Source organism: Paenibacillus sp. ATY16 (assembly GCF_003399985.2).
GTDB lineage: Bacteria > Bacillota > Bacilli > Paenibacillales > Paenibacillaceae > Pristimantibacillus > Pristimantibacillus glycanilyticus.
In genome coordinates this window covers 498,510-518,535 of the sequence record NZ_NMOK02000037.1, presented here as the reverse complement: position 1 = coordinate 518,535, position 20,026 = coordinate 498,510, and the positions used below count along the sequence as shown (strand labels likewise).

General features: G+C 53.0%; 24 protein-coding genes. 21 read left to right on the top strand and 3 right to left on the bottom strand.

Features of this window, described 5'->3' with window-relative positions:
• The first annotated feature begins 14 nt into the window (after positions 1-14).
• The 16 genes from pucD to CFI03_RS22635 all read left to right on the top strand — a co-directional run bounded on the left by pucD (position 15) and on the right by CFI03_RS22635 (position 13,400).
• Positions 15-2,324 carry a xanthine dehydrogenase subunit D gene (gene pucD, locus CFI03_RS22710; RefSeq protein WP_248759984.1) on the top strand — a complete coding sequence of 770 codons (2,310 nt, stop codon included), beginning with the start codon at positions 15-17 and terminating at the stop codon, positions 2,322-2,324.
• The gene (locus CFI03_RS22705; protein WP_248759982.1) at positions 2,321-2,854 is read left to right on the top strand and encodes a (2Fe-2S)-binding protein; all 534 of its coding nucleotides are present in this window, start codon (positions 2,321-2,323) and stop codon (positions 2,852-2,854) included. Before pucD ends, CFI03_RS22705 begins: the two co-directional genes overlap by 4 nt.
• A complete protein-coding gene (uraD, locus tag CFI03_RS22700) occupies positions 2,829-3,329 on the top strand; it encodes a 2-oxo-4-hydroxy-4-carboxy-5-ureidoimidazoline decarboxylase (RefSeq protein WP_248759974.1) in 501 nt (166 codons plus the stop codon). The genes CFI03_RS22705 and uraD overlap by 26 nt, the downstream gene beginning before the upstream one ends.
• 15 nt (positions 3,330-3,344) lie before the next feature.
• Positions 3,345-4,304 (top strand): factor-independent urate hydroxylase, encoded by a 960-nt coding sequence (gene pucL / locus CFI03_RS22695; protein ID WP_248759972.1) that lies wholly within the window; start codon positions 3,345-3,347, stop codon positions 4,302-4,304.
• A 5-nt stretch (positions 4,305-4,309) separates the two neighbouring features.
• A complete protein-coding gene (gene uraH / locus CFI03_RS22690; RefSeq protein WP_248759970.1) occupies positions 4,310-4,696 on the top strand; it encodes a hydroxyisourate hydrolase in 387 nt (128 codons plus the stop codon).
• 18 nt (positions 4,697-4,714) lie between these two features.
• Entirely contained in the window at positions 4,715-6,115 is a 1,401-nt protein-coding gene (locus CFI03_RS22685; protein ID WP_248759968.1) for an allantoinase, read from the top strand.
• A 15-nt stretch (positions 6,116-6,130) separates the two neighbouring features.
• Positions 6,131-7,387: an allantoate deiminase gene (allC, locus tag CFI03_RS22680; protein WP_248759965.1), complete on the top strand. Its 1,257-nt coding sequence runs from the start codon at positions 6,131-6,133 to the stop codon at positions 7,385-7,387.
• Positions 7,384-8,625, top strand: coding sequence for a pyridoxal-phosphate-dependent aminotransferase family protein (locus CFI03_RS22675; protein WP_248759963.1), 1,242 nt, complete (start codon positions 7,384-7,386; stop codon positions 8,623-8,625). Before allC ends, CFI03_RS22675 begins: the two co-directional genes overlap by 4 nt.
• Positions 8,626-8,776: 151 nt before the next feature.
• Positions 8,777-9,820: an adenosine deaminase gene (gene add / locus CFI03_RS22670; protein WP_248759961.1), complete on the top strand. Its 1,044-nt coding sequence runs from the start codon at positions 8,777-8,779 to the stop codon at positions 9,818-9,820.
• Between the two features lie 124 nt (positions 9,821-9,944).
• Positions 9,945-10,400, top strand: coding sequence for a VOC family protein (locus CFI03_RS22665; RefSeq protein ID WP_127495133.1), 456 nt, complete (start codon positions 9,945-9,947; stop codon positions 10,398-10,400).
• A gap of 19 nt (positions 10,401-10,419) precedes the next feature.
• Entirely contained in the window at positions 10,420-11,091 is a 672-nt protein-coding gene (locus CFI03_RS22660; RefSeq protein ID WP_127495132.1) for a ThuA domain-containing protein, read from the top strand.
• Between the two features lie 89 nt (positions 11,092-11,180).
• A complete protein-coding gene (locus CFI03_RS22655) occupies positions 11,181-11,549 on the top strand; it encodes an ArsR/SmtB family transcription factor (protein ID WP_248759958.1) in 369 nt (122 codons plus the stop codon).
• A 41-nt stretch (positions 11,550-11,590) separates the two neighbouring features.
• Positions 11,591-12,097: a metallophosphoesterase family protein gene (locus CFI03_RS22650; RefSeq protein WP_248759949.1), complete on the top strand. Its 507-nt coding sequence runs from the start codon at positions 11,591-11,593 to the stop codon at positions 12,095-12,097.
• Between the two features lie 75 nt (positions 12,098-12,172).
• Complete coding sequence (locus tag CFI03_RS22645; protein WP_248759947.1) at positions 12,173-12,895, top strand: metallophosphoesterase; 723 nt, start codon at positions 12,173-12,175, stop codon at positions 12,893-12,895.
• A gap of 20 nt (positions 12,896-12,915) precedes the next feature.
• Positions 12,916-13,131 (top strand): DUF3006 domain-containing protein, encoded by a 216-nt coding sequence (locus tag CFI03_RS22640; protein ID WP_248759945.1) that lies wholly within the window; start codon positions 12,916-12,918, stop codon positions 13,129-13,131.
• Positions 13,128-13,400 (top strand): HesB/YadR/YfhF family protein, encoded by a 273-nt coding sequence (locus CFI03_RS22635; RefSeq protein ID WP_127495127.1) that lies wholly within the window; start codon positions 13,128-13,130, stop codon positions 13,398-13,400. The genes CFI03_RS22640 and CFI03_RS22635 overlap by 4 nt, the downstream gene beginning before the upstream one ends.
• A gap of 93 nt (positions 13,401-13,493) precedes the next feature.
• Here the strand turns inward: CFI03_RS22635 and CFI03_RS22630 are convergent, their stop codons facing one another.
• The 3 genes from CFI03_RS22630 to CFI03_RS22620 form a co-directional block, all read right to left on the bottom strand.
• Positions 13,494-14,141, bottom strand: coding sequence for a metal-dependent hydrolase (locus CFI03_RS22630; protein WP_248759937.1), 648 nt, complete (start codon positions 14,139-14,141; stop codon positions 13,494-13,496).
• Positions 14,142-14,279: 138 nt separating this feature from the next.
• Positions 14,280-14,768, bottom strand: coding sequence for a cysteine hydrolase family protein (locus tag CFI03_RS22625; RefSeq protein ID WP_248759935.1), 489 nt, complete (start codon positions 14,766-14,768; stop codon positions 14,280-14,282).
• Between the two features lie 42 nt (positions 14,769-14,810).
• A complete protein-coding gene (locus tag CFI03_RS22620; protein WP_248759933.1) occupies positions 14,811-15,119 on the bottom strand; it encodes a hypothetical protein in 309 nt (102 codons plus the stop codon).
• Between the two features lie 155 nt (positions 15,120-15,274).
• Here CFI03_RS22620 and CFI03_RS22615 point away from each other — a divergent pair, with 155 nt between their 5' ends.
• The 5 genes from CFI03_RS22615 (at position 15,275) to CFI03_RS22595 (ending at position 19,884) form a co-directional block, all read left to right on the top strand.
• Positions 15,275-16,120, top strand: a complete 846-nt coding sequence (locus tag CFI03_RS22615; protein WP_248759931.1) for an HAD hydrolase family protein — start codon at positions 15,275-15,277, stop codon at positions 16,118-16,120.
• A gap of 17 nt (positions 16,121-16,137) precedes the next feature.
• A complete protein-coding gene (locus CFI03_RS22610; RefSeq protein ID WP_248759929.1) occupies positions 16,138-17,418 on the top strand; it encodes a D-alanyl-D-alanine carboxypeptidase family protein in 1,281 nt (426 codons plus the stop codon).
• 113 nt (positions 17,419-17,531) lie between these two features.
• Positions 17,532-18,491 carry a nucleoside hydrolase gene (locus CFI03_RS22605; RefSeq protein WP_248759927.1) on the top strand — a complete coding sequence of 320 codons (960 nt, stop codon included), beginning with the start codon at positions 17,532-17,534 and terminating at the stop codon, positions 18,489-18,491.
• A 41-nt stretch (positions 18,492-18,532) separates the two neighbouring features.
• Entirely contained in the window at positions 18,533-19,045 is a 513-nt protein-coding gene (locus CFI03_RS22600; RefSeq protein ID WP_127495120.1) for an acyl-CoA thioesterase, read from the top strand.
• A gap of 299 nt (positions 19,046-19,344) precedes the next feature.
• Positions 19,345-19,884 carry a hypothetical protein gene (locus CFI03_RS22595; RefSeq protein ID WP_127495119.1) on the top strand — a complete coding sequence of 180 codons (540 nt, stop codon included), beginning with the start codon at positions 19,345-19,347 and terminating at the stop codon, positions 19,882-19,884.
• Positions 19,885-20,026: the final 142 nt, after the last annotated feature.

The window sequence follows — 20,026 nt, the reverse complement described above, 5'->3', positions numbered from 1 at the left end:
ACGGGTGGTCAACTATGCTCTTGAACAAAAAAGGAAGCGGGGCTCGCTGGCGTGTTCGTCCCGACGGACCCGATAAAGTAACCGGCAAGCTGGCTTATCTGACCGATATGACAGCGCCGGATATGTTGATTGGCCGTGTACTGCGAAGTCCTCATGCGCATGCGCGGATTACGGCTATTCGAACCGAGCATGCTGCCGCTTTGGATGGCGTGCATGCCGTCATTACCCATAAAGACGTACCGGGTCTTAACCGGTTCGGAATCGCTCATCCCGATCAGCCCGTTCTATGCGAGGACCGAGTGCGGTATGTTGGAGACGCGGTTGCGGCCGTTGCGGCGGATACCCTTGAGATTGCCGAGCATGCTCTTCGGTTAATCGAGGTCGATTACGAACCGCTGCCGATTGTGGAGGATGCGGAATACGCGCTTACCGACGAGGCGCCGCAGCTTCACCCGCAAGGCAATCTGCTTCACAGGAACGGATTCCAGCGAGGCGACATTGCTGCAGGCTTTGACAGCTGCGCCCATGTCGTAGAAGAAACCTATTATACGCCGCGCCAGATGCATACGTACATGGAGACGGAAGGCGGCTTGTTTATCCCGGGAGAAGACGGGCGGCTCATCGTTTATTCGCCAACCCAGCATGGCTTTATGGACCGTATGCAGCTGGCGCGCATTCTAGCGATTCCGCAAAGCGAGATTCGGATCGTATCCAGCCCAATCGGCGGTTCCTTCGGCGGAAAAGACGAGCTTAACGTTCAGCCCTATGGAGCGCTGCTCGCCCGGATAACCAAACGTCCGGTAAAACTCCATAACTCCAGATGGGAATCGGTTCGGGCCGGTCTCAAGCGGCATCCGATGAAAATTACGATGAAGACCGGCGTAGACGACAGCGGCCGGCTGATTGCCCACCAAGTCCGAATTATCGCGGACACGGGTCCTTACGCCACGCTTGGCGCGGAAGTGCTTAACTTCGCGGTGGAGCATGTGATTGGTCCTTACCGGTACGAGCATTTGGACGTGGAGGGCTTCTCGGTCTACACGAACAACGGAATGTCCGGCGAGTTCCGTGGCTTTGGCGGCAATCAGGCGATATTTGCCTTGGAAGGGCAGTTCGACCGTCTGGCGGAAAAGCTTGGCATGGATCCATGGGAGCTCCGGCTCCGGAATATGCGGAGAAGCGATGATCCCGGCCCGTTTGACCAGCCCATCGCCCTGACGGAAGGCGCCAAACAAGTCTCTGCCGCGATGACTTCCAGCCCGCTCTGGCAGGAGCGCAGCAATCCGGCGGCCAAGGCAGCGCAAGACGAACCGTGGATCCGTACGGGAATCGGAGCTGCATTTACGATGCATGGAGCGGGATTAGGCTTCGGGATTCCCGATCCGGCCGGCGGTCGATTAACGCTGGCTGCGGACGGCAAGATCGAAGCGGTATTCGGCTACGAGGAATTCGGGCAAGGCTTGATCGCTTCCCTGGAACAAATGCTGATTGAGCAGTTCGGCTTCGCCTCCGGGGATATCCGAATCGTTATCGGCGATACGGATATCGTGCCGGAGAGCGGATCAACCACCGCATCCCGCGCCACAAGCATGATGTGGAAGTCGCTGCAAAATCTGCGGCCGCTGTTCGAAGACGCCGTTCTCGGCAAAGCCGCGGATATTTTGCAGCTTCCCGCAAGCCGGCTGAGGTTTGGTGAAGGCGGCGTTTACGCGATCGAAGCCAGCCCCGAGCCTGACAATCCGAAATGTCTCATGACCTATCAGGCACTCGCGGCAGCTTGCGGGGAACCGGTTACCCGTTCAACACAATTTCATTTCCCTACCTCCGACACGCAAAAGGTAGGCGCCCATTTCCTCTATACGTACTCCGCGGTTGCCGTAAAGGTAGAGGTAAATCAGTTGACCGGCCGAGTCCGGGTGCTGCATCAATACCATGCGGTAGCAGCCGGGCCGGTGATCAACCCGCAAGGCTTTCTTGGGCAAATCGAAGGCGGCAGCAGCATGGCCATCGGCTTCGCCCTTACGGAAGACGCGGTTATGAGCAGCGGACAATATTTGACGAAAAACCTGGATACGTACCTGGTCCCAACGATAGCGGAACATCGAGGCACCATTGACGTTCAGCCGATTGAAGAGCTGCCGGAAGAGGACAATTACGGTCCCCGCGGCATTGGCGAGGTAGGATCCGTTACGCTGGCACCGGCCATCGCCGCAGCCATCTATGACGCAGTTGGCGTTCGGGTGACTAAGCTTCCAATAGATTCGGAGCTGCTGCTCGCGCAATCTTTTGATTCATTCCTAGACAAGGCGGTGAGCGGAGAATGAAAGATTCGGCAAAGTCTGTTACCCCGCTTGCGGCAAGCTCGATTCCGTGCACGATTAACGGTCATGAAGCGAGCTTGAACGTACCGCCGGCCAAGCGGCTGCTTCATGTGCTGCGCGATGACCTGGGGATGACGGGGGCGAAGCGTTCCTGCGAAATCGGCCGATGCGGCGCCTGCATGGTTATGGTGGACGGCGTTCCCGTTAATTCCTGCCTTACGATGGCCTATCAATGCTCGGGCAAATCTATTACAACCATTGAAGGAGTCTCGGCGCAAGCCGGCGGCATCGATCCGATCCAGAGAGCTTTTCTCGAGGAAGGCGGATTCCAATGCGGCTACTGCACGCCGGGAATGATTATATCGGTCAAAGCGCTGCTTGATCATAATCCGGATCCGACGTCGCTTGAGATCGAAGAAGCGTTATCAGGAAACATATGCCGGTGCACCGGCTACGGAGGCATTAAGAGAGCCGTACAAAAAGCGATAGAGTGGAGGAAGGAAGCCTATGAATCTGAATCTATCCGCGATTAACGAAATGCCGAAGGAATCTTTTGTCGAAGCGCTTGGCGCTATCTTCGAGCATTCGCCTTGGGTAGCCGAATCCGCCTTTGCCGCCCGCCCCTTCCGATCGGTGGATGAGCTGCATGACGCCATGGTGAAGGCGGTTGTTCATTCTTCGGAAGAGACCAAGCTTAAGCTATTCCGTGAGCATCCCGATCTGGCTACCCGAATCAAGATTGGCGATTATTCGACGAAGGAGCAGCAGGGAGCGGGACTCGACAGGCTGACGCCGGAAGAGTTCGAGGTTTTTACGGCAAGCAACCGCCAATATACCGGCAAGTTCGGCTTTCCGTTTATCCTGGCCGTCCGCGGCAAGGGTAAATCCGATATTTTAGCCGCTATGGAAGCAAGAATCAACAACAGCCTGGAAGAAGAAGCCGACGAGGCCTTATGGCAAATCGCCCGCATTACGAAATTCCGGCTGCACGATCTTATTACAGAATAGAAGGGATTGGTATTCATGCTTAAACTCCGCAGCGGTCGTACTCTCTATTATGGTAAAGGCGATGTTCTCACTTACCGCACTTATGCAAATCCGTTATCCGTAGCTGCCGTTCCCGAATCCGCCTATACCGGTGACAGCAATGTCATCTTTGCCCATAACGTAACGTTTGCCGTTAGCGGCGAACAGCTCCTCACTTCGTTTACCGAAGGCGATAACTCGCTAGTCGTGGCTACCGACTCGATGAAAAACTTTATTCTGCGCAACACGGCCGCTTACGAAGGCAGCACAACGGAAGGCTTGCTGGCGTTTATCAGCCGGAAGTTTATGGACCGTTACCCCCATATCGATGCCGTGGAGCTGAGCGCGGACCGGATCCCGTTCCAGACGCTGGAGGTAACCTCCCAAGCAGGCTCAGGCCTGGAGCCAAGTTCGCTTGTCTACCGCCGTTCGCATAACGATCATGCCAGCGCTTCGATGAAGCTGGTCCGGAAAGACGGAGCTCCCCGTATTGATTCGCATGAATGCGCCATTACCGATCTGCAGCTGATCAAGGTGAGCGGAAGCTCGTTTTACGGCTTTGTCCGCGACGAATATACAACGCTGCCCGAGAGCTATGACCGTCCGCTGTTCATCTTTCTGGACATCTTCTGGAAATACGATCAAGCAGACGATGCCGTTGATGCCGGGCTAGGACGTTACGTTCCTGCCGAGCAAATTCGGGACATCACCCATAACGTCTTTCATGAAATGAAATCTCCGTCCATTCAGTTCCTAATCTACCATGTCGGCCGCCGGATTCTAACCCGTTTCCCGCAGCTGGCCGAAGTCCGATTCGAATCGAATAACCGGACCTGGGAGACGATCGTGGACAACACCGAGAACGATCCGGCCGGCGTCTATACCGAACCTCGCCCGCCGTTTGGCTTCCAAGGCTTTACGATGACGCAAGAAGATCTGACTACGGACGGGGAGTGAAGCCAATGAGCGGCGGACGAATTACAACCCACGTGCTGGACACGTCGAAAGGCAAGCCTGCCGTAGGCATTAAAGTTGAACTCTACCTGATCGAGTCAGCCGAAAGCTCCACGTTGCCCGAAGGACGCACCTTGTTGCGGACGGCAGCCACCAACGAGGACGGACGCCTGGATGCCCCGCTGCTAGGCAGCGAGGAGATGCTGGCCGCCGTCTATGAAATCGTCTTTTGCGCCGGGGACTACTTCCGGGATGAGAAGAGACGCCATATTCTCGATTCTGAACCGGTATTCGACCGGATTCCGATCCGATTCTCCGTAACGGATGCCGGTTCCCATTATCATATCCCGCTGCTTGTCGCTCCCGGCGGCTACAGCACTTACCGCGGAAGCTGAACAAAAGGAGGCAGCAGGATGAACCAAGAATATGACCGCATCATCCTAAACGGGCAGGTTGTTCTCCCGGGCGGGACTTATCGATTGGACATTGGGATTATCGGCGGAAAAATCGCGGCTATCTCCGAATCGCTTGCCGATTCCCCGGCAGATGAAATGGTTGATGCCGAGGGCAAATTCGTCCTTCCCGGCATGATCGATATCCATGTTCATTTCAATGAACCCAATTTCGGCCATTGGGAGGGCTTCGCAACCGGTTCCTCCGCGCTTGCCGCAGGCGGCTGCACGACTTACGCCGATATGCCGCTGAACGGCAACCCGCCAACGGTTACCCCGGAGGCTCTAGCCTTAAAGGGAGAGCTAGCCAATGGAAAATCGGTGGTCGATTATACGTTCTGGGGCGGTCTCGTCCCGGGCAAGCTGGATCAGTTGGAAAAGCTGGCGGAGGAAGGCGTCCGCGGCTTCAAAGCCTTTATGTCCAATCCCGGCGGAGAAGGCGAAGGCCGCTTCCGCGAGGTTGACGACTTAACGTTATATGAAGGAATGAAGAAGATCGCGGCATTGGGAGGTTTTGTTGCCCTCCATGCGGAGAGTGACGCGATTACCTCTGCGCTGGCGGAACAAGCCATTCTGCAAGGAAGGACAGATGCAAGGGCCTTTACGGCTTCCCGTCCGGTTATCGCCGAACTGGAAGCGGTAAACAAAGCCATTCTGTTCTCCGAGCAGACGGGCTGCGAAGTCCATTTTGTCCATATCAGCAGCGTGGAAGCGGTGGAGCTGATCGACCGGGCGAAGAAGCGAGGCATTCCGGTTACCGTAGAAACTTGCCCGCATTATCTCCTGTTGACGGATGAGGATATGGCGGAGATAGGTCCTGCCGCCAAATGCGCACCTCCTCTACGCGGCAAAGAGCAGAAGGAAGGCTTGTGGCGGCTGCTTGCGGCGGGCAAGCTGGATGTTATCGCTTCCGATCATTCTCCTTGCCCGCCGGAGCTCAAATTCGACGAATCCCTTTCCTTCTTCGAGGCTTGGGGCGGTATTGCCGGCGCGCAAAGCAGCCTCGAACTCATGCTGGACGAAGGCTTTATAAAGAGAGGGATCCCGCTGCACAAGCTGGTTGAGCTCTTGTCTGCTGGACCGGCGAAACGGTTTGGTTTATACCCGCAAAAAGGTCAAATAGCCGTTGGCGCGGATGCGGATCTGGTCCTCGTGGACGCAAGCCGCTCCTATACGCTGATGGAAGATCAGTTGTGGCAAAGACATAAAGTCAGTCCTTACCTTGGACGGAAATTTGCCTGCAAGGTGACAACAACGCTAGTACGCGGCATTACGGTCTATACCGAAGAACAAGGCGTTAACCCGGTGAAGCAAGGTCAACTGTTGCTGCAGCCTGTACACGCGCCTCAACAAACCCCATAAAAGGAGGCTGTAACGATGAGGATTCCGATGGAACAAGAAGCAGCCTCTTTTGTATCCCGCCTTCTTGATGAGCTTGCCTCTTTTGGGGCCGATGAACAAGGAGGAGTTACGCGGCTGTTATATACGCCGGAATGGCTGCAGGCGCAGCTGTTCCTGTCGGAGAAGATGAAATCGCTCGGCATGGAGGTAAGGTTCGACCGGGTGGGCAATCTATTCGGCCGGCTGGAGGGAAGCAGCAAGGAAGCGCCGGTTATCCTTACCGGCTCGCATATCGATACGGTACGCTCCGGAGGCCATTATGACGGCGCTTATGGCATAGCGGCCGGAATCGCGGCTGTAACCTATCTGAAGGATACGTACGGTCAGCCGGTTAACACGCTTGAGATCGTCTCCTTCTGCGAGGAAGAAGGCAGCCGGTTTCCGCTCACCTATTGGGGCTCGGGCAATATGACCGGCGTCTACGATTGGCAGAGCGGCGGAATCGTGTTTGATTCAGGCGGCGTCAGCATTCAGGAAGCGATGGAAACCGCGGGCTTCGGCAAGCCGGAGCAGGATGCAAGCAAGAGGGAAGATATCGGTGCTTTTGTCGAGATTCATATCGAGCAAGGTCCGGTCCTAGAGCGTCAGCGCAAACGAATCGGAATTGTTGAAGCGATAGTCGGGCAGCGTCGGTATGTCGTAACGGTGAGAGGGGAAACGAACCATGCCGGTACGACGCCGATGTCGATGCGCCACGATACGCTCGTTGGAGCGGCGGAGATGATTCTTCAGCTTGAAGCCGATGCTCTCGTATGCGGAGAACCGCTTGTTGCCACCGTCGGACGGATTGAATGCATGCCGAATACGCCAAATGTCGTTCCGGGTGAAGTAAGCTTTACAGTAGACGTCCGTCATATCGACGAAGCCGTCATTGCCAAATTTTGCGATAGCGCGATTGCCAAGTTTAATGAAATTGCAAAATGGCGGGGACTCGAGCTTTCGATTGTTCCCTGGCTGGAAGCAAAGCCTGCGCCGATGAGCAAGGAGCTGATCGACAAGCTTGAGCGCATCTCCAATGACTTGTCTCTTCCTTACCGCCGGATGGTCAGCGGAGCGGGTCACGATGCTCAGATGTTTACGAGTAAGTGTCCAACCGCGATGCTGTTTGTACCAAGCCAATCCGGCATCAGCCATTCGCCGCAGGAATTTACGTCGCCTGAAGAGCTGGCCGAAGGGGTATCCGTATTGGCCGCTTTACTATACGAGTTAGCTTACGAGGGGGTATTGCCATGAAACGATACGCCGAATTAGCCCCATCGCAACGGACGATTATGACCCCCGGTCCGGTGGAAGTGGATCCACGAGTGCTCCGGGCGCTCTCTTATCCGATTCTGGGTCAATTCGATCCAGAATTTACGTCTTACATGAACGATACGATGGAGATGCTCCGCTCCTTGTTCCGTACAACGAATCATTGGGCCTTTCCGATAGACGGAACCTCCCGCTCCGGGATAGAAGCGGTACTTACCAGCCTGATCGAGCCGGGAGATAAGGTGCTTATTCCGATCTACGGTCGGTTCGGCAATCTTCTGTACGAAATTGCGGAGCGGGTTGGCGCCGAAGTCGCTATTATCGAGGCGGAATGGGGAACCGTGTTTGATCCCGGGGACGTGATCAACGCCATTCACCGGGAGAAGCCGGCGCTTGTGCTGATGGTTCACGGGGAAACGTCGACCGGACGGATGCAGCCGCTTGCCGAGATTGGGAAGGTATGCCGCGAACTTGGCATTCTCTTTGTGGTTGACGCGGTTGCAACGATCGGCGGCGTTCCGGTGAATACGGATGAATGGTTTATCGACGCGGTTATCGGCGGAACGCAAAAATGCCTCTCCGTGCCTTCCGGAATGGCACCGATCACGTACAATGACATCGCGGCGGCGAAGATTAACGCCCGCAAGTCTATTGAACGAGGGCTGCGCGCAGCGCACGAACCGAACCTCGAGAACGCGTCTGCACGCCGTCCCGTCATTCAAAGCAACTATTTCGATCTTGCCCAGCTGCAGGATTACTGGAGCCCGGCCCGGCTTAATCATCATACCGAGATGACCTCGATGCTGTACGCGCTGCGCGAAGGTCTGCGTCTGGTGCTGGAGGAGGGTCTGGAGGAGCGCTTCGCCCGCCACCGGTTGAACGAAACCGCTCTTATAGCCGGCTTGGAAGCAATGGGGCTTGCAATGTACGGCGATCCGTCCTGCAAGCTGCCGGTTGTGACCTGCATCGCGATTCCAAGCGGTATCGACGGCGAATCCGTACGCGGCATGCTGCTGAACGCCTTTGGCATCGAAATCGCCAGCTCCTTTGGCAGCTTGAAGGGGAAGATATGGCGGATTGGCACAATGGGCTATAGCTGCCGCCAGCAAAATGTCCTTCAATTGCTAGGCGCGCTAGAGGCCGTTTTGATTCGCCACGGGGCGAAGCTTCATGCCGGAGCGGGCTTGCAGGCGGCGCTGGATGTTTACGATCAAACATAGTAAAATGACGGAACAACATAAGTTTCGACAGCTGAACGATGTGTATATGTTGAGAAACGGTGTCCACCTTTTTGCTTGCCGCAGGAAGGGAGATGCCGTTTTCGCTTACCGATATCCATAATCGTCACGGAAGGAAGGTGTACATCCCATCATGAATGAACAACTACTAGAACAAATAAAAGAGCTCCCCAAGATCGATCTGCATGTGCATTTGGACGGCAGCGTGAAGCCGGATACCATCCGCGAGCTTGCGAAGGAACAAGGAAAGCCGCTTCCGGAAGGGGCGGAAGGCGATCTGACGCCATGGATGCAAATTGACGAGACCTGTACCAGCCTGGTTGAATATTTGAGCAAGTTCCGTTTTGTGCTGCCATTTATACAGATGGCAGAATCGCTTGAACGTATCGCGGAAGAGGTGGTCGAGCAGGCGGCCGCTTCCGGCTGCCTTTATATCGAAGTCCGCTTCGCGCCTTTACTTCATACCCTTGAAGGCCTGTCGGCAGGCGAAGCGATTCTGCATACGATTGCCGGATTGCAGAAGGGCGAACAAATGTTTGGGGTTAAAGCTAGAGTTATCGTTATCTGCATGCGTCATGATTCGGTAGAAAGAAACCTGGAGGTTATCGAAGCGGCCCGCGAGTATTACGGAAAAGGCGTGGTTGCCGTCGATCTGGCCGGCGACGAAGCGGGATTCCCTCCGGCTCTACATCAAGAAGCGTTCGAGCTGGCCAGCCGCTACGAGCTGCCGATAACGATTCATGCCGGCGAAGCGGGCGGAGCGGTTAACGTGAGAGAATCCATTACGAGACTAGGCGCCCGGCGGATTGGCCATGGCGTTCGCATTACCGAGGATCCGTCGGTCATCGAATTGGTAAGAACAACCCGAACCCCGCTCGAAATGTGTCCGGTCAGCAATATTCAGACCAAAGCGGTACCGGGCTGGGATGATTATCCGATCCGTCGCTTCCTGGACGAGGGGGTTCTGGTCACGGTGAATACGGATAACATGACAGTGTCCGGCACTACCATGAATCTCGAATTCGAGATGCTTGCGGAGCATTGCGGCTTTACGATCGAAGAGCTTGCACAGCTGACCGTTAATAGCGCTGAAGCAGCCTTCCTTCAAGGCGAGGAAAAGGAAGAGCTTAAAGCGGCTGTTCGCAGCGCCTTGCAAAAGCTTGGCTATACCCTCTAATCTTTTTTGCGCGTATCGGCAGGGATCATAGCGAGAATGGCGAACCTCCCAATACAGGGAGAAAACGTTTTCTGTTTCCTCAACTCCTGCCCATTACAGCGACCGGAAAGAAAGGGGTATTAGAATGAGTCAATCGGCAATCGGAACCAAAATGATTACCCAAATCGGAATTCTCGTGCATGATATCGAGGCCGTAAGTGAAGCGTACGCGAACTTCTTCGGCGTAGAAAAACCGGGGTGGAACTGGACCGATACCCCGGACAAAGCGCAAACCGAGTTTCAAGGCGAGCCTTCAGAGGCACGCGCCAAGCTGGCTTTTTTCGATATGGATTCCCTTCAGCTCGAGCTGATCGAACCGGACTTGCACCCAAGCACCTGGCGGAATCATCTGGAGGAGCATGGGGAAGGACCGCATCATATCGCGTTTGTGGTGGAAGGCATGAAAGAGAAAATCGCCATCATGGAGAGCAAAGGCATGAAGCTGCAGCAGAAGGGCGAATATACCGGCGGGCGTTATGCGTATTTCGATTCCGCTCCGCAGCTTAAGGTATTGATCGAACTGTTGGAGAACGATAAATAACGGCGGGGAGGGCATCATCATGCATAGACTATTAGCGGTAGTCGGGGATTACTATCACCCGGAGTCGGCCATCCAAGAAGGGCTTGAGGAAAGCCTCGCATCCTGGCTCGCGAGCGGTAACGTCAGCCTTGCTTATACGACGGCCGACCATCTAGCGAAAGCGCTTCTGGATAAGCCGGACGCAGTGATCCTCTTCAAGGACGACAAGATCAATCCGGCCGACGAGAATCCCGCGCATTGGCTGGATTCCGAGACGGAGCAGGCGATGCTTCAATACGTCTATGAAGGCGGCGGCTGGTTCTCCTGGCACTCCGGGCTTGCCTCCTACCCGGAGGACGGCGCGTATATCTCCATGACGCGCGGATATTTCAAGTACCATCCCGAGCAGAAGCTGGTTCGCTTTGAACCTGTGGCGAGCCATTCCTCGGATTCAACGAACCATTTTGCCGTAAACCCGGCGCTTGGCTTTGAATCGATGGAAGAGCACTATTTCGTTTCTTGCGACGAAGCTAACACCAATGTGTTCATGCGTACCTACTCGGAGGATGGAGAATCCATCGGCGGCTGGTCCCATCCGTACGGCAAAGGACGGGTATGCTGCCTCACCCCTGCCCATAATCTTCACACTCTTATCCTGACCGAGATGAAACAATTGGTCGAAGCCTGCATCCGCTGGTGCGCACGGGCATAAAACCGCAGATTCCCGATTAAGCTCCTTCTATAGAGGAGCTTCTTCTTTTTCTGCTATAATGTCGGTATGTACATAAGGTGGTGCTCGTAATGGAAAAAATGATCGATGATCAATGTGACGATACGTGCCATGGAACGGAGCTTCATAGCGATAATCTGGCAAATGCGAGGATGGAAGAGCCAACGGCCACGGATTTGGCGGAAATGTTCAAGGCGCTTGGCGACCCAACCCGGGTAAAAATGATTTACGCGCTGCTGGACCGGGAGCTTTGCGTACATGATTTATGCCAGGTACTCGACATGGCGCAGTCGGCTGTCTCCCATCAGCTGCGGTATTTGCGCAATGTCAGGATTGTCAAACGTCGGAAGGCGGGCAAGACGGTCTATTATTCGCTAGACGATGATCATGTGAAGGAAATCTTTATTCAGACGCTCCAGCATGTGCAGCATTATGCCTGATTGACACGAAATCCGGAAGGCAAAAAGGAGTGTTGCTTGCTATGAAAATTGTTGTCGTCTCGGATACCCATATGCCGCGTATGGCGAAGGCTCTTCCGCCAAGGCTTCTGGCCGAGCTTGCGAACGCTGATCTGATTCTCCATGCGGGCGACTGGACCAGCTCCGACGTACACCGGGAGTTGTCTAAGTTTGCGCCGGTAAAAGGCGTTGCCGGCAACAATGACGGGGAAACGATCGTCAAGAAGCTGGGTTTTAAGAAAATCGTCAAAGCCGGAGGGAAAAGGATTGGCCTTGTGCACGGCCATCTTCCATACTCCAGCAAGAAGGCGGAACAGAACGCGGCCTTGTCTTTTGAAGCGGGACAGGTCGATGCGATCGTATTTGGCCACTCCCATGTTCCATTTTTAAAGGAACAGAACGGAATGCTGCTGTTTAATCCCGGTTCGGCGACGGCCAAGCGCAAGCAGCCCCAATATTCGTTCGGCATAATGAGCATTACGGAGGGCGAACTGAAGGCCAGGCATATTTTTTACGATAATAAGGTGTGAAGAGCTGCAGGGGAGGCTGGTATAATCGTCTATATCCTAATCGGGCTGATAGCCCTAATTGCGCTGATCTACGGTTTGTTTATTCTCCCTACGCAATGGCTGAAGGTCGAGAGAGTCCATTATAAGACGGGAGCAGGTATAAAAGTTCTCCAAATCAGCGATATTCATATCGAGCATATTCGTATTCCGGCTAGCCGGCTAACCCGGTTAATAAAGACGGAGAGGCCCTCGTATATTGTGATAACGGGAGATTTCACGGAGCTTGCCCCGTATCTTCACAAGATGCAGCGTTATATAAAAGAGCTGGCATCGGCCGGCGTGCCTATCCTGGCGGTTTACGGGAATCATGATCATCATCTTCCTCCCGATGCCCTGAAGCAATTGACGAAGATACTGGAAAGCGCCGGAGTTCGTCTGCTGCACAACGAAGTTCTGGATCAAGGGCACTATCAATTTATCGGTATCGATGATTGGACCAGCAAGAAAAGCGATCCCGAACACGCGTTCGCCAAGGCGGATTCGAGCAAACCATCCATTGTACTGACGCATGATCCCAATGTTGTTTTGCATATCAAGGATTCGTTCGCGTACCTGATGGCGGGGCATTTTCACGGGATGCAGTTTCATCTGCCGTTCCTGTTCAAGTATTTGAAGAAAGGCGCATTGCCTGCGGCAGGAATCTATAAAGGAATGCATCGGATGGAGAACGGCATGATTTATATTTCGAAAGGAATCAGCCAGACCGGCACGAATGCACGGTTCCTCATTCGAAGCGAAGTCACCATCCATCAATTGTAGCAGGCGGGGAGCGGGAAGCCGTGGCAAATCAGGATCAACAGCCGAAATCGTGCAAAACGGAACGCATCGGTATAGTCGCAGGCATTACGGACGATCAGGTGCAGCTCGAAGTAGAAGGAAAGTCTGTTTATGTCCCCCGAAGCAAAACCTCGGAAACCCTGGTTTCTGGTGATCGGGTGAGCTGGAGCGGGACAGTCTGGGTGAAAATAAGGGAAGAGGAGGTGAAGAACCGATGAAAATGAGCGTTACTTCTGCCGCAACGGCACTTTTCAAACAAGAATGGGGTTTCAAGAACAATGACAGCGTGCGGATCTTTGTCCGGTACAGCGGCGGCGGAGAGGACGCCTTCGCATTCGGCATCATGAAGGATACCGCCCGTTATCCGGCCGTATCGACGGTGGAAGACGGCATTACGTTCTACATGGAGGAAAATGATGCGTGGTATATGGATGGAAAGGATCTTACCATCGACTGCCGCAATGACAATATCGTGTTTATTCGGTAATCCCGCTTATAACGATACAAAGAAAGACGCTTCAACCTTGTAAACACATGGTCTTGAAGCGTCTTTTCTTCATGTTGCGGCCGGCCGTAATCGTTATAGGAAAGGCAGCTTGAAGGATTTCTTAACGAGCGGATACAGCCATTTCACTCCGCTAGGCGTTAACGTGTCGGCAATCAAATGCGATAAGTAGCCGGCGACGGCAATCTGCATAATGCCTTCCAGCCGCAGCTGCTTCTCCAGACCCCAAGCAATGGCGCCCCATGCAACAACCGCCCATACCGTGTGAGTTAGACCTCGATGCTTAAGCCAAGGCACCCAAGCGACAAACACGCCAAAGCCGATTAACCAGGTCATGCTCATCGTTATTCCGCCATAGATCAGAGCAGCGCCTACCGCGCTTACCAAGGCATTCCGGATCGTGCCGCTGCGTACAACGAGACCGAGCAGCAGAAGAGCGGCGCAGGCAACGCCAAGCGGGATGTTTATGTAATGATCGCTGAAGTACAAATACGCCGTAACGGCGGTCAGCAGCCAGCCGCTTCCGAGAAGAAGGCCATGCAGCCATTTTGATATTTTGCTTGCTTTCGAGCTTAATAGGCTAGGCCCGTCAAGATCGGCGCTTAAGGCGGAAAATGCGGCGACGGCAATATAAGTCGCTGCGTTAACGAGAGTAAACGGATAATGAGCTGCAGCGGCTGAGCCAATCGCAACGCCGATAGTAAGATGAGTCGTGCCTTTCATTGGACCTCCCGTGACTGATTTGCGGTAATCAAACGTATGTTCGCCCGTCTATTATAGCGCATACGTTCGGTTAATGCCACATTAGTTAACATAAATATTCATACGTTAACACAGCCCATTTTAAGTCCTATAAAGCATCTATTGCTGCTGCAGTTCATTAAGGAGCGGTTGGGTCTGATAGATCCGGACGCCAATGCGCAGAAAGGCCTCAAGCCCCGTTTGGTAAAAAGCGCCCCAGCGCGGTTTATACATCATCCATTCGGAAGGCCCTATAAGAGGAAGGCCGCCCTCGAGCAATACCCGTGGATCAGCCGCTTTGGCGTCAGCCGGCATAATTTCCTCCACAAGCTCCGCGCCTTTAGTACCCGGACGGACAATGTCAACGCCGGATTCAATCAGCTCTTTGCGGCAAAGGTCGACGTTTGAACCATTTTCCATGTAGAGCCGCACGACATGAATAATCGGAATCCCTGAAGCTCTTGCGGCATCCAATATAAGCTTCATCCTTGGAATGACGGCGTAGGTTCCCTTAATTTCGGCAACCGCTCCAGGCAGACTGAAATCATTTTGCGTATCAATGGTAATGACTGCACAGCGGTTAAAGTTCGGTTTTGTATATTTTTCCATATAACAACCTCCTTTATTTGGATGCAGCTATGTATTCGATTGCTAACGATGCTTGCGCGGACGGCGGTCAATCTCTTCGGACACGACGAAGGCAAGCTCTTCATTGCCAAAAAGCGACAGCACCTGCAAAACCGTAGCGTCGTCGATATCGCCGGCTTCTTCCTTAGGCGCCGTTAAAGGGATCGCTTCAAGCAGACGGCTATTGCCTACTTGTTCAGGATAGGCCCGAGCATAGAGTTCTGCGGCATCCAGCCCATGATTGACGCACCACTGGGCGAACACAAGAATCATCGTATCCTCATCACGTTTATAGCTTTCTATGATAATCTGTTCCATTTCTTTTGAATTCATTGCTATTTCTCCTTTAAGAAGGTAATATAATTTACGAAAAATTATTCATAATAGACGGATTGTAATATGAAAGCAGTCAGAATACAATTGTCTATTTTGCCATAGCGATTCATGGTTTTCGGACGGACTAATCGAAGCTAATGGAGGAATTAAATATGCCTTCCTGCTATTTAACGGATCTGGACGGCACGCTGCTGCGTTCGGATCAGTCTTTATCGGATTACACGATCGCTCAGCTTAAGGAAGCGCTGGAATCGGGTACGATTATCAGCTATGCGACGGCAAGAAGTTATGCGAGCTCTAATAAGGTTACTTCGTCCATTCCATGGCGTTATCCTGTTGTATTGTATAACGGCGCGGTCATTTTCGATCCTGAAGGGAAGCGGGTATTAGGCGGTCATTGGCTTAGTCCCCAATTATCGAATGACATTCTGGAAGCGGGACGGCAGCATGGACTTGCTCCGCTGGTATTCGCGCTGAACGAAGACGATGAGGAGAAGGTGCTGCATGAGAAGCTGACCCGAGCGGGCGATCTTGCTTTTTATGAGAGCAGACCCCAAGATCCGCGGTTTACGGAGCTAGAGTTTCTTCATATCCATGATTCCTTCCGTCCGCTTATCCTCTCCTTTATCGGACTTTATGAGGAGCTTTTGCCATTGAAGCAGGCCGCCGAGCGGCTGTTTGGAGGGCTTGTTCACATTCAGTTCATAAAAGACGCGTATATTAAAGATCATTATTTCCTCGAAATGAGTCATACCTTGGCGAATAAAGGCGAAGGGGCAAGGTTATGGGCAAAGCTCGTTGGAGCGGAATTAAAAGACGTAACGGTATTCGGAGACAACCTGAATGATCTAGGCATGTTCCGTGAAGCCGGAACCCGAATAGCCGTCGCGGATGCGCATGAACAAATCATACAATTGGCGGACTGCATCGTCGGCACCAGTAATGAGGATGCGGTCGCCCGATATATAGCGGTAGAACGGTCTCGTTTGACTACATGACAATAAAGAGGGGAATTATGAGAAGACTTCCTGGCTTGATAGCAATGATGTTCATTTTTCTCGTTATACTAGCAGCCGAACCTGTTTTTGCGGAAGAAGCCCTGCAGCCGCCGGCAGAGCAAACCGGTCAGCCAGCAGACCAGACGGTAGAGCAGCTGCCGGAAACGCCGCATTCCGAAGCCGCGATCCTGATCGATGCCAAGTCCGGCGCCGTGTTGTTCGCCAAGAATGAAACGGAGCGGCTGTATCCGGCCAGCATAACCAAAATTGTAACCGGCATCATCGCGCTGGAGCAGTCCAATCCATCCGACATCGTAACCGTCTCCAAGACGGCGCGGAACGAGGACGGCACCCGGATCTATCTGGCGGAAGGCGAACAGAAGCCCATGCTGGATCTTATCGAAGGGATGCTCATTAACTCCGGGAATGACGCGGCAACGGCCATTGCGGAGCATATCGACGGAACAAAAGAGCAATTTGCCGAGCGAATGAATGAATTTGTGCGTAAGCTTGGGCTCTGGGATACGAATTTCGTGAACCCAAGCGGCTTGCCGGACGAGAATCAATATACGACGGCCAGAGATATGGCCAGGATCGCGCAATATGCTATGCAAAACGAGCAGTTTCGGCAGGTTGTAGCAACCAAATCGAGGCCATGGGTCGGAGAAGAGTGGGTCTCCAAGCTCGAAAATCATAATAAGATGCTGGGGAGCTACGAAGGCGCCATTGGCGTCAAAAACGGCTTTACGCAAGCTGCAGGGTATACCTTGGTCTCCGCGGCTCAGCGAGGCGATATGGAGCTTATCGGCGTTATTCTGAAAGGCACTACCGATTCGGGCGTTTATAAGGATATGACGCAGCTTCTCGATTACGGTTTTGCCCATTTTACAAGCAAGCAGGTTATGGCTGCCGACGAGAAGCGGACATTCGTAACGCGTGATACGGGTAAACCGGCTGAATTTATAGCCGATAAGCCGTTATTTGTAACGATCAAGGACGGGGTTGTTCCTACCGTAGCGGTCGACTCCAATGGCAAAGTCTATGTTCAGTCCTCGGAAGTCTATAATCCGGCCGAAACAGCGGGAGCGTTAGTTCCGGTCATTCCGCTTGCCGAGCAGGCGGAGGTTCAGATTGCTTCGGTTACCAACTCCAATCCGGTAAAAGGCAGCGGTCAAGCCGCTAAATTCTCTGGTTGGAATCTGGGGGTCGCGATTACCTGGTCCGTCATGCTGCTATTCATGCTGTTATCAGGAAGAATCATGTATGTAAGGCAGCGCAGAAGAAGATTATATAAATGACCATGCAGAAGAGCCAGGACTTATGAAGTCTTGGCTCTTCCGTTTCATCTAGGGTAGGCAAAATTTGTCGAATTCGATTACAATAGAGGTATTCGGACAGGAGGAATAGCAATATGAACACAAAGACACGCATTATTTTGGATGTAGACACGGGGATTGACGATGCACTGGCGATTTTGTATGCCTTGCTCTCGCCGGAAATTCATGTTGAAGGATTAACAACCGGCTTCGGAAATATTAATGTGGAACAAGCTACGGAAAATACTCTTCGGCTTATTAAGCTGGCGAATTGCGGCTATGAGGTGCCGGTAGCGGCAGGTGCTTCCGGTCCGCTTAAACGCGAATATGCCGGCCCGGTGCCGCATATTCACGGCTATAACGGAATTGGCGATGCGGAGATTCCGCCAACGGAGCAGCGGCCCTTGAAGGAATCGGCAGCAGAGTTTATCGTCCGCAAAGCCCACGAACTCCCTGGCGAGCTGGTTGTCATTACGGTTGGCCGAATGACCAATCTTGCCTTGGCCTTGTCGCTGGATCCATCCATTTCGGGCAAGATCCGCCAAGTAGTCGTGATGGGCGGAACCGTCTTTGCTCCGGGTAACGTTACTCCGGTCAGCGAAGCGAATCTGTGGGGCGATCCGGAGGCGGCTCAGCAAGTATTCCGTTCCGAGGTGCCGCTTACGATCGTAGGTCTGGATGTTACGCTGGAAACTAGACTATCCAAAGGTCACCTGGCACAGCTTCGTCAGCTTGCACCGGATAACAAGCGGCCAATCGTTGATTTTTTACATACATCGCTCGAAAAGTACTTCGATTTCTATCTCCAAACTAATCAGTACCTGGGCGAATGTCCGATGCATGACCCGCTCGCGGTGCTGGTAGCGGTTAACCCGTCTCTTGTGAACACGAGAGTCATGCATGCGGATATCGACTGCGGACATGACTTGACGGCAGGCATGATCATTACGGATCGTCGGGTCATTCCGGCTGTCGGTAGAGAGATTACGTTCTGCCTGGAAGTAGATGCCGACCGTGCTCTGCGGCAAATGTTGTCCGTATTTCTTGCGCCTTAAGGACAGGTAAGTTGAAATAACAAGGAAAGAGGATGGCTGAAATGGAACAACGTTATTCCAGGGAATCAAGATGTTACAAGACGTCCAGAATTTTCCCGACGGATGTAAATAACCACAATACGTTATTTGGCGGCAAGCTAATGGCTTATATCGATGATATTGCGTCCATTGCCGCAACCAAGCACTGCCGTCGAGCCGTCGTAACGGCTTCAACCGACTCCGTCGATTTTCTGCAGCCGATCCGGCCATCGGATTCCGTCTGTCTGGAGTCCTTCGTTACTTGGACGGGCCGTACATCCGTCGAAGTGTTTGTTAAGGTCATTAAAGAAGATCTGTTAACCGGGGAGCGCATCGTTGCGGCAACCTCTTTCCTGACCTTCGTTGCTCTGGATCAGAATAGGCATCCGGTACCCGTGCCGAAGGTCATGCCGGAGTCCGAAGAAGAGTTCAAGCTGTACGAGACGGCTCCGCATCGTGCGGAGATGCGGCGAATCCGCCGCGAGGAAAGCAAGAAATTCGCGGATTATTTGACAGTCGTCCATCCGTGGGATTAATAATGGACATAAAAAATGCGCATTCAGCTCGAATGCGCATTTACTACATAGTGGATACAACCGTATACGAATAAGGCTAGAACCACGCATAATCCTATGATAATATATACCGCTTTACGTCCATTCATTTAAGCACCAGCTTTCTATGTAAATCGATCTTTGATCTATTATATACGAATATGGTAGTAAAGTCATGGCGGCCCGGTCTTGCTTCATTCCGCGATGTTACATATACTTTTATAATCGGGTTATGCTTAACCCGGCTTAAGGAAGTCTGGCAAGAGGGGAATGACGACAAAATGGAGCAAGCTTCCAAACCGCAGCAGGATGCCACCAACATTCCGCAGGAGGAATTTTTCGCTGCTGCCGCATTATTTTGCCGCGCATATCCAGTATTCGTCGCGGAGATTGACCGTGTAGAAGCCGAACGCGGAAGATTAAACGACTTCCAGCTCATGCGCGCGGTGAACAAAGCCAAAGAAGGTCTTGTTATTTTAGGCTGGGATTGCCGAAAGGCCGTTAATGCGCTGTTTGATACGTATGTGGAAATCTATAAGCATAGCAGCAAGGATGACGCCAATGAATGGGCGGAGTCAACCTTCGGCTGCAGCAAGACCCTAATCTACGAGCCTCCGCTTGTGGAGGAAGAGATACTGGAACACGGCGTGTCTCTGGAATTGCGCATTGAGCAGCTCACGGCTCTTATTCACGAACAAGAGGCAACTCTGCTGCAAAATTACAGGGATCTCTACCGGCTTAAGATTGCTGCTGCCCACGAGGCGGAAGCAGAAAACAGCCTGGAAGAATTGGAGCAGAACAGCAAGCAGCTAGAAGAGTAAGGCGAAAAACCGTTGTCGAACCCGGCAGCGGTTTTTCCTTATGCGGCCTGCGTAAACGATTTCATGCGGTTGGTTGTATGCTATACTGAGGAAGCAACAACTGCTCTGGACGGATTGGACGGCATACGCGTGAGCAGTCAGG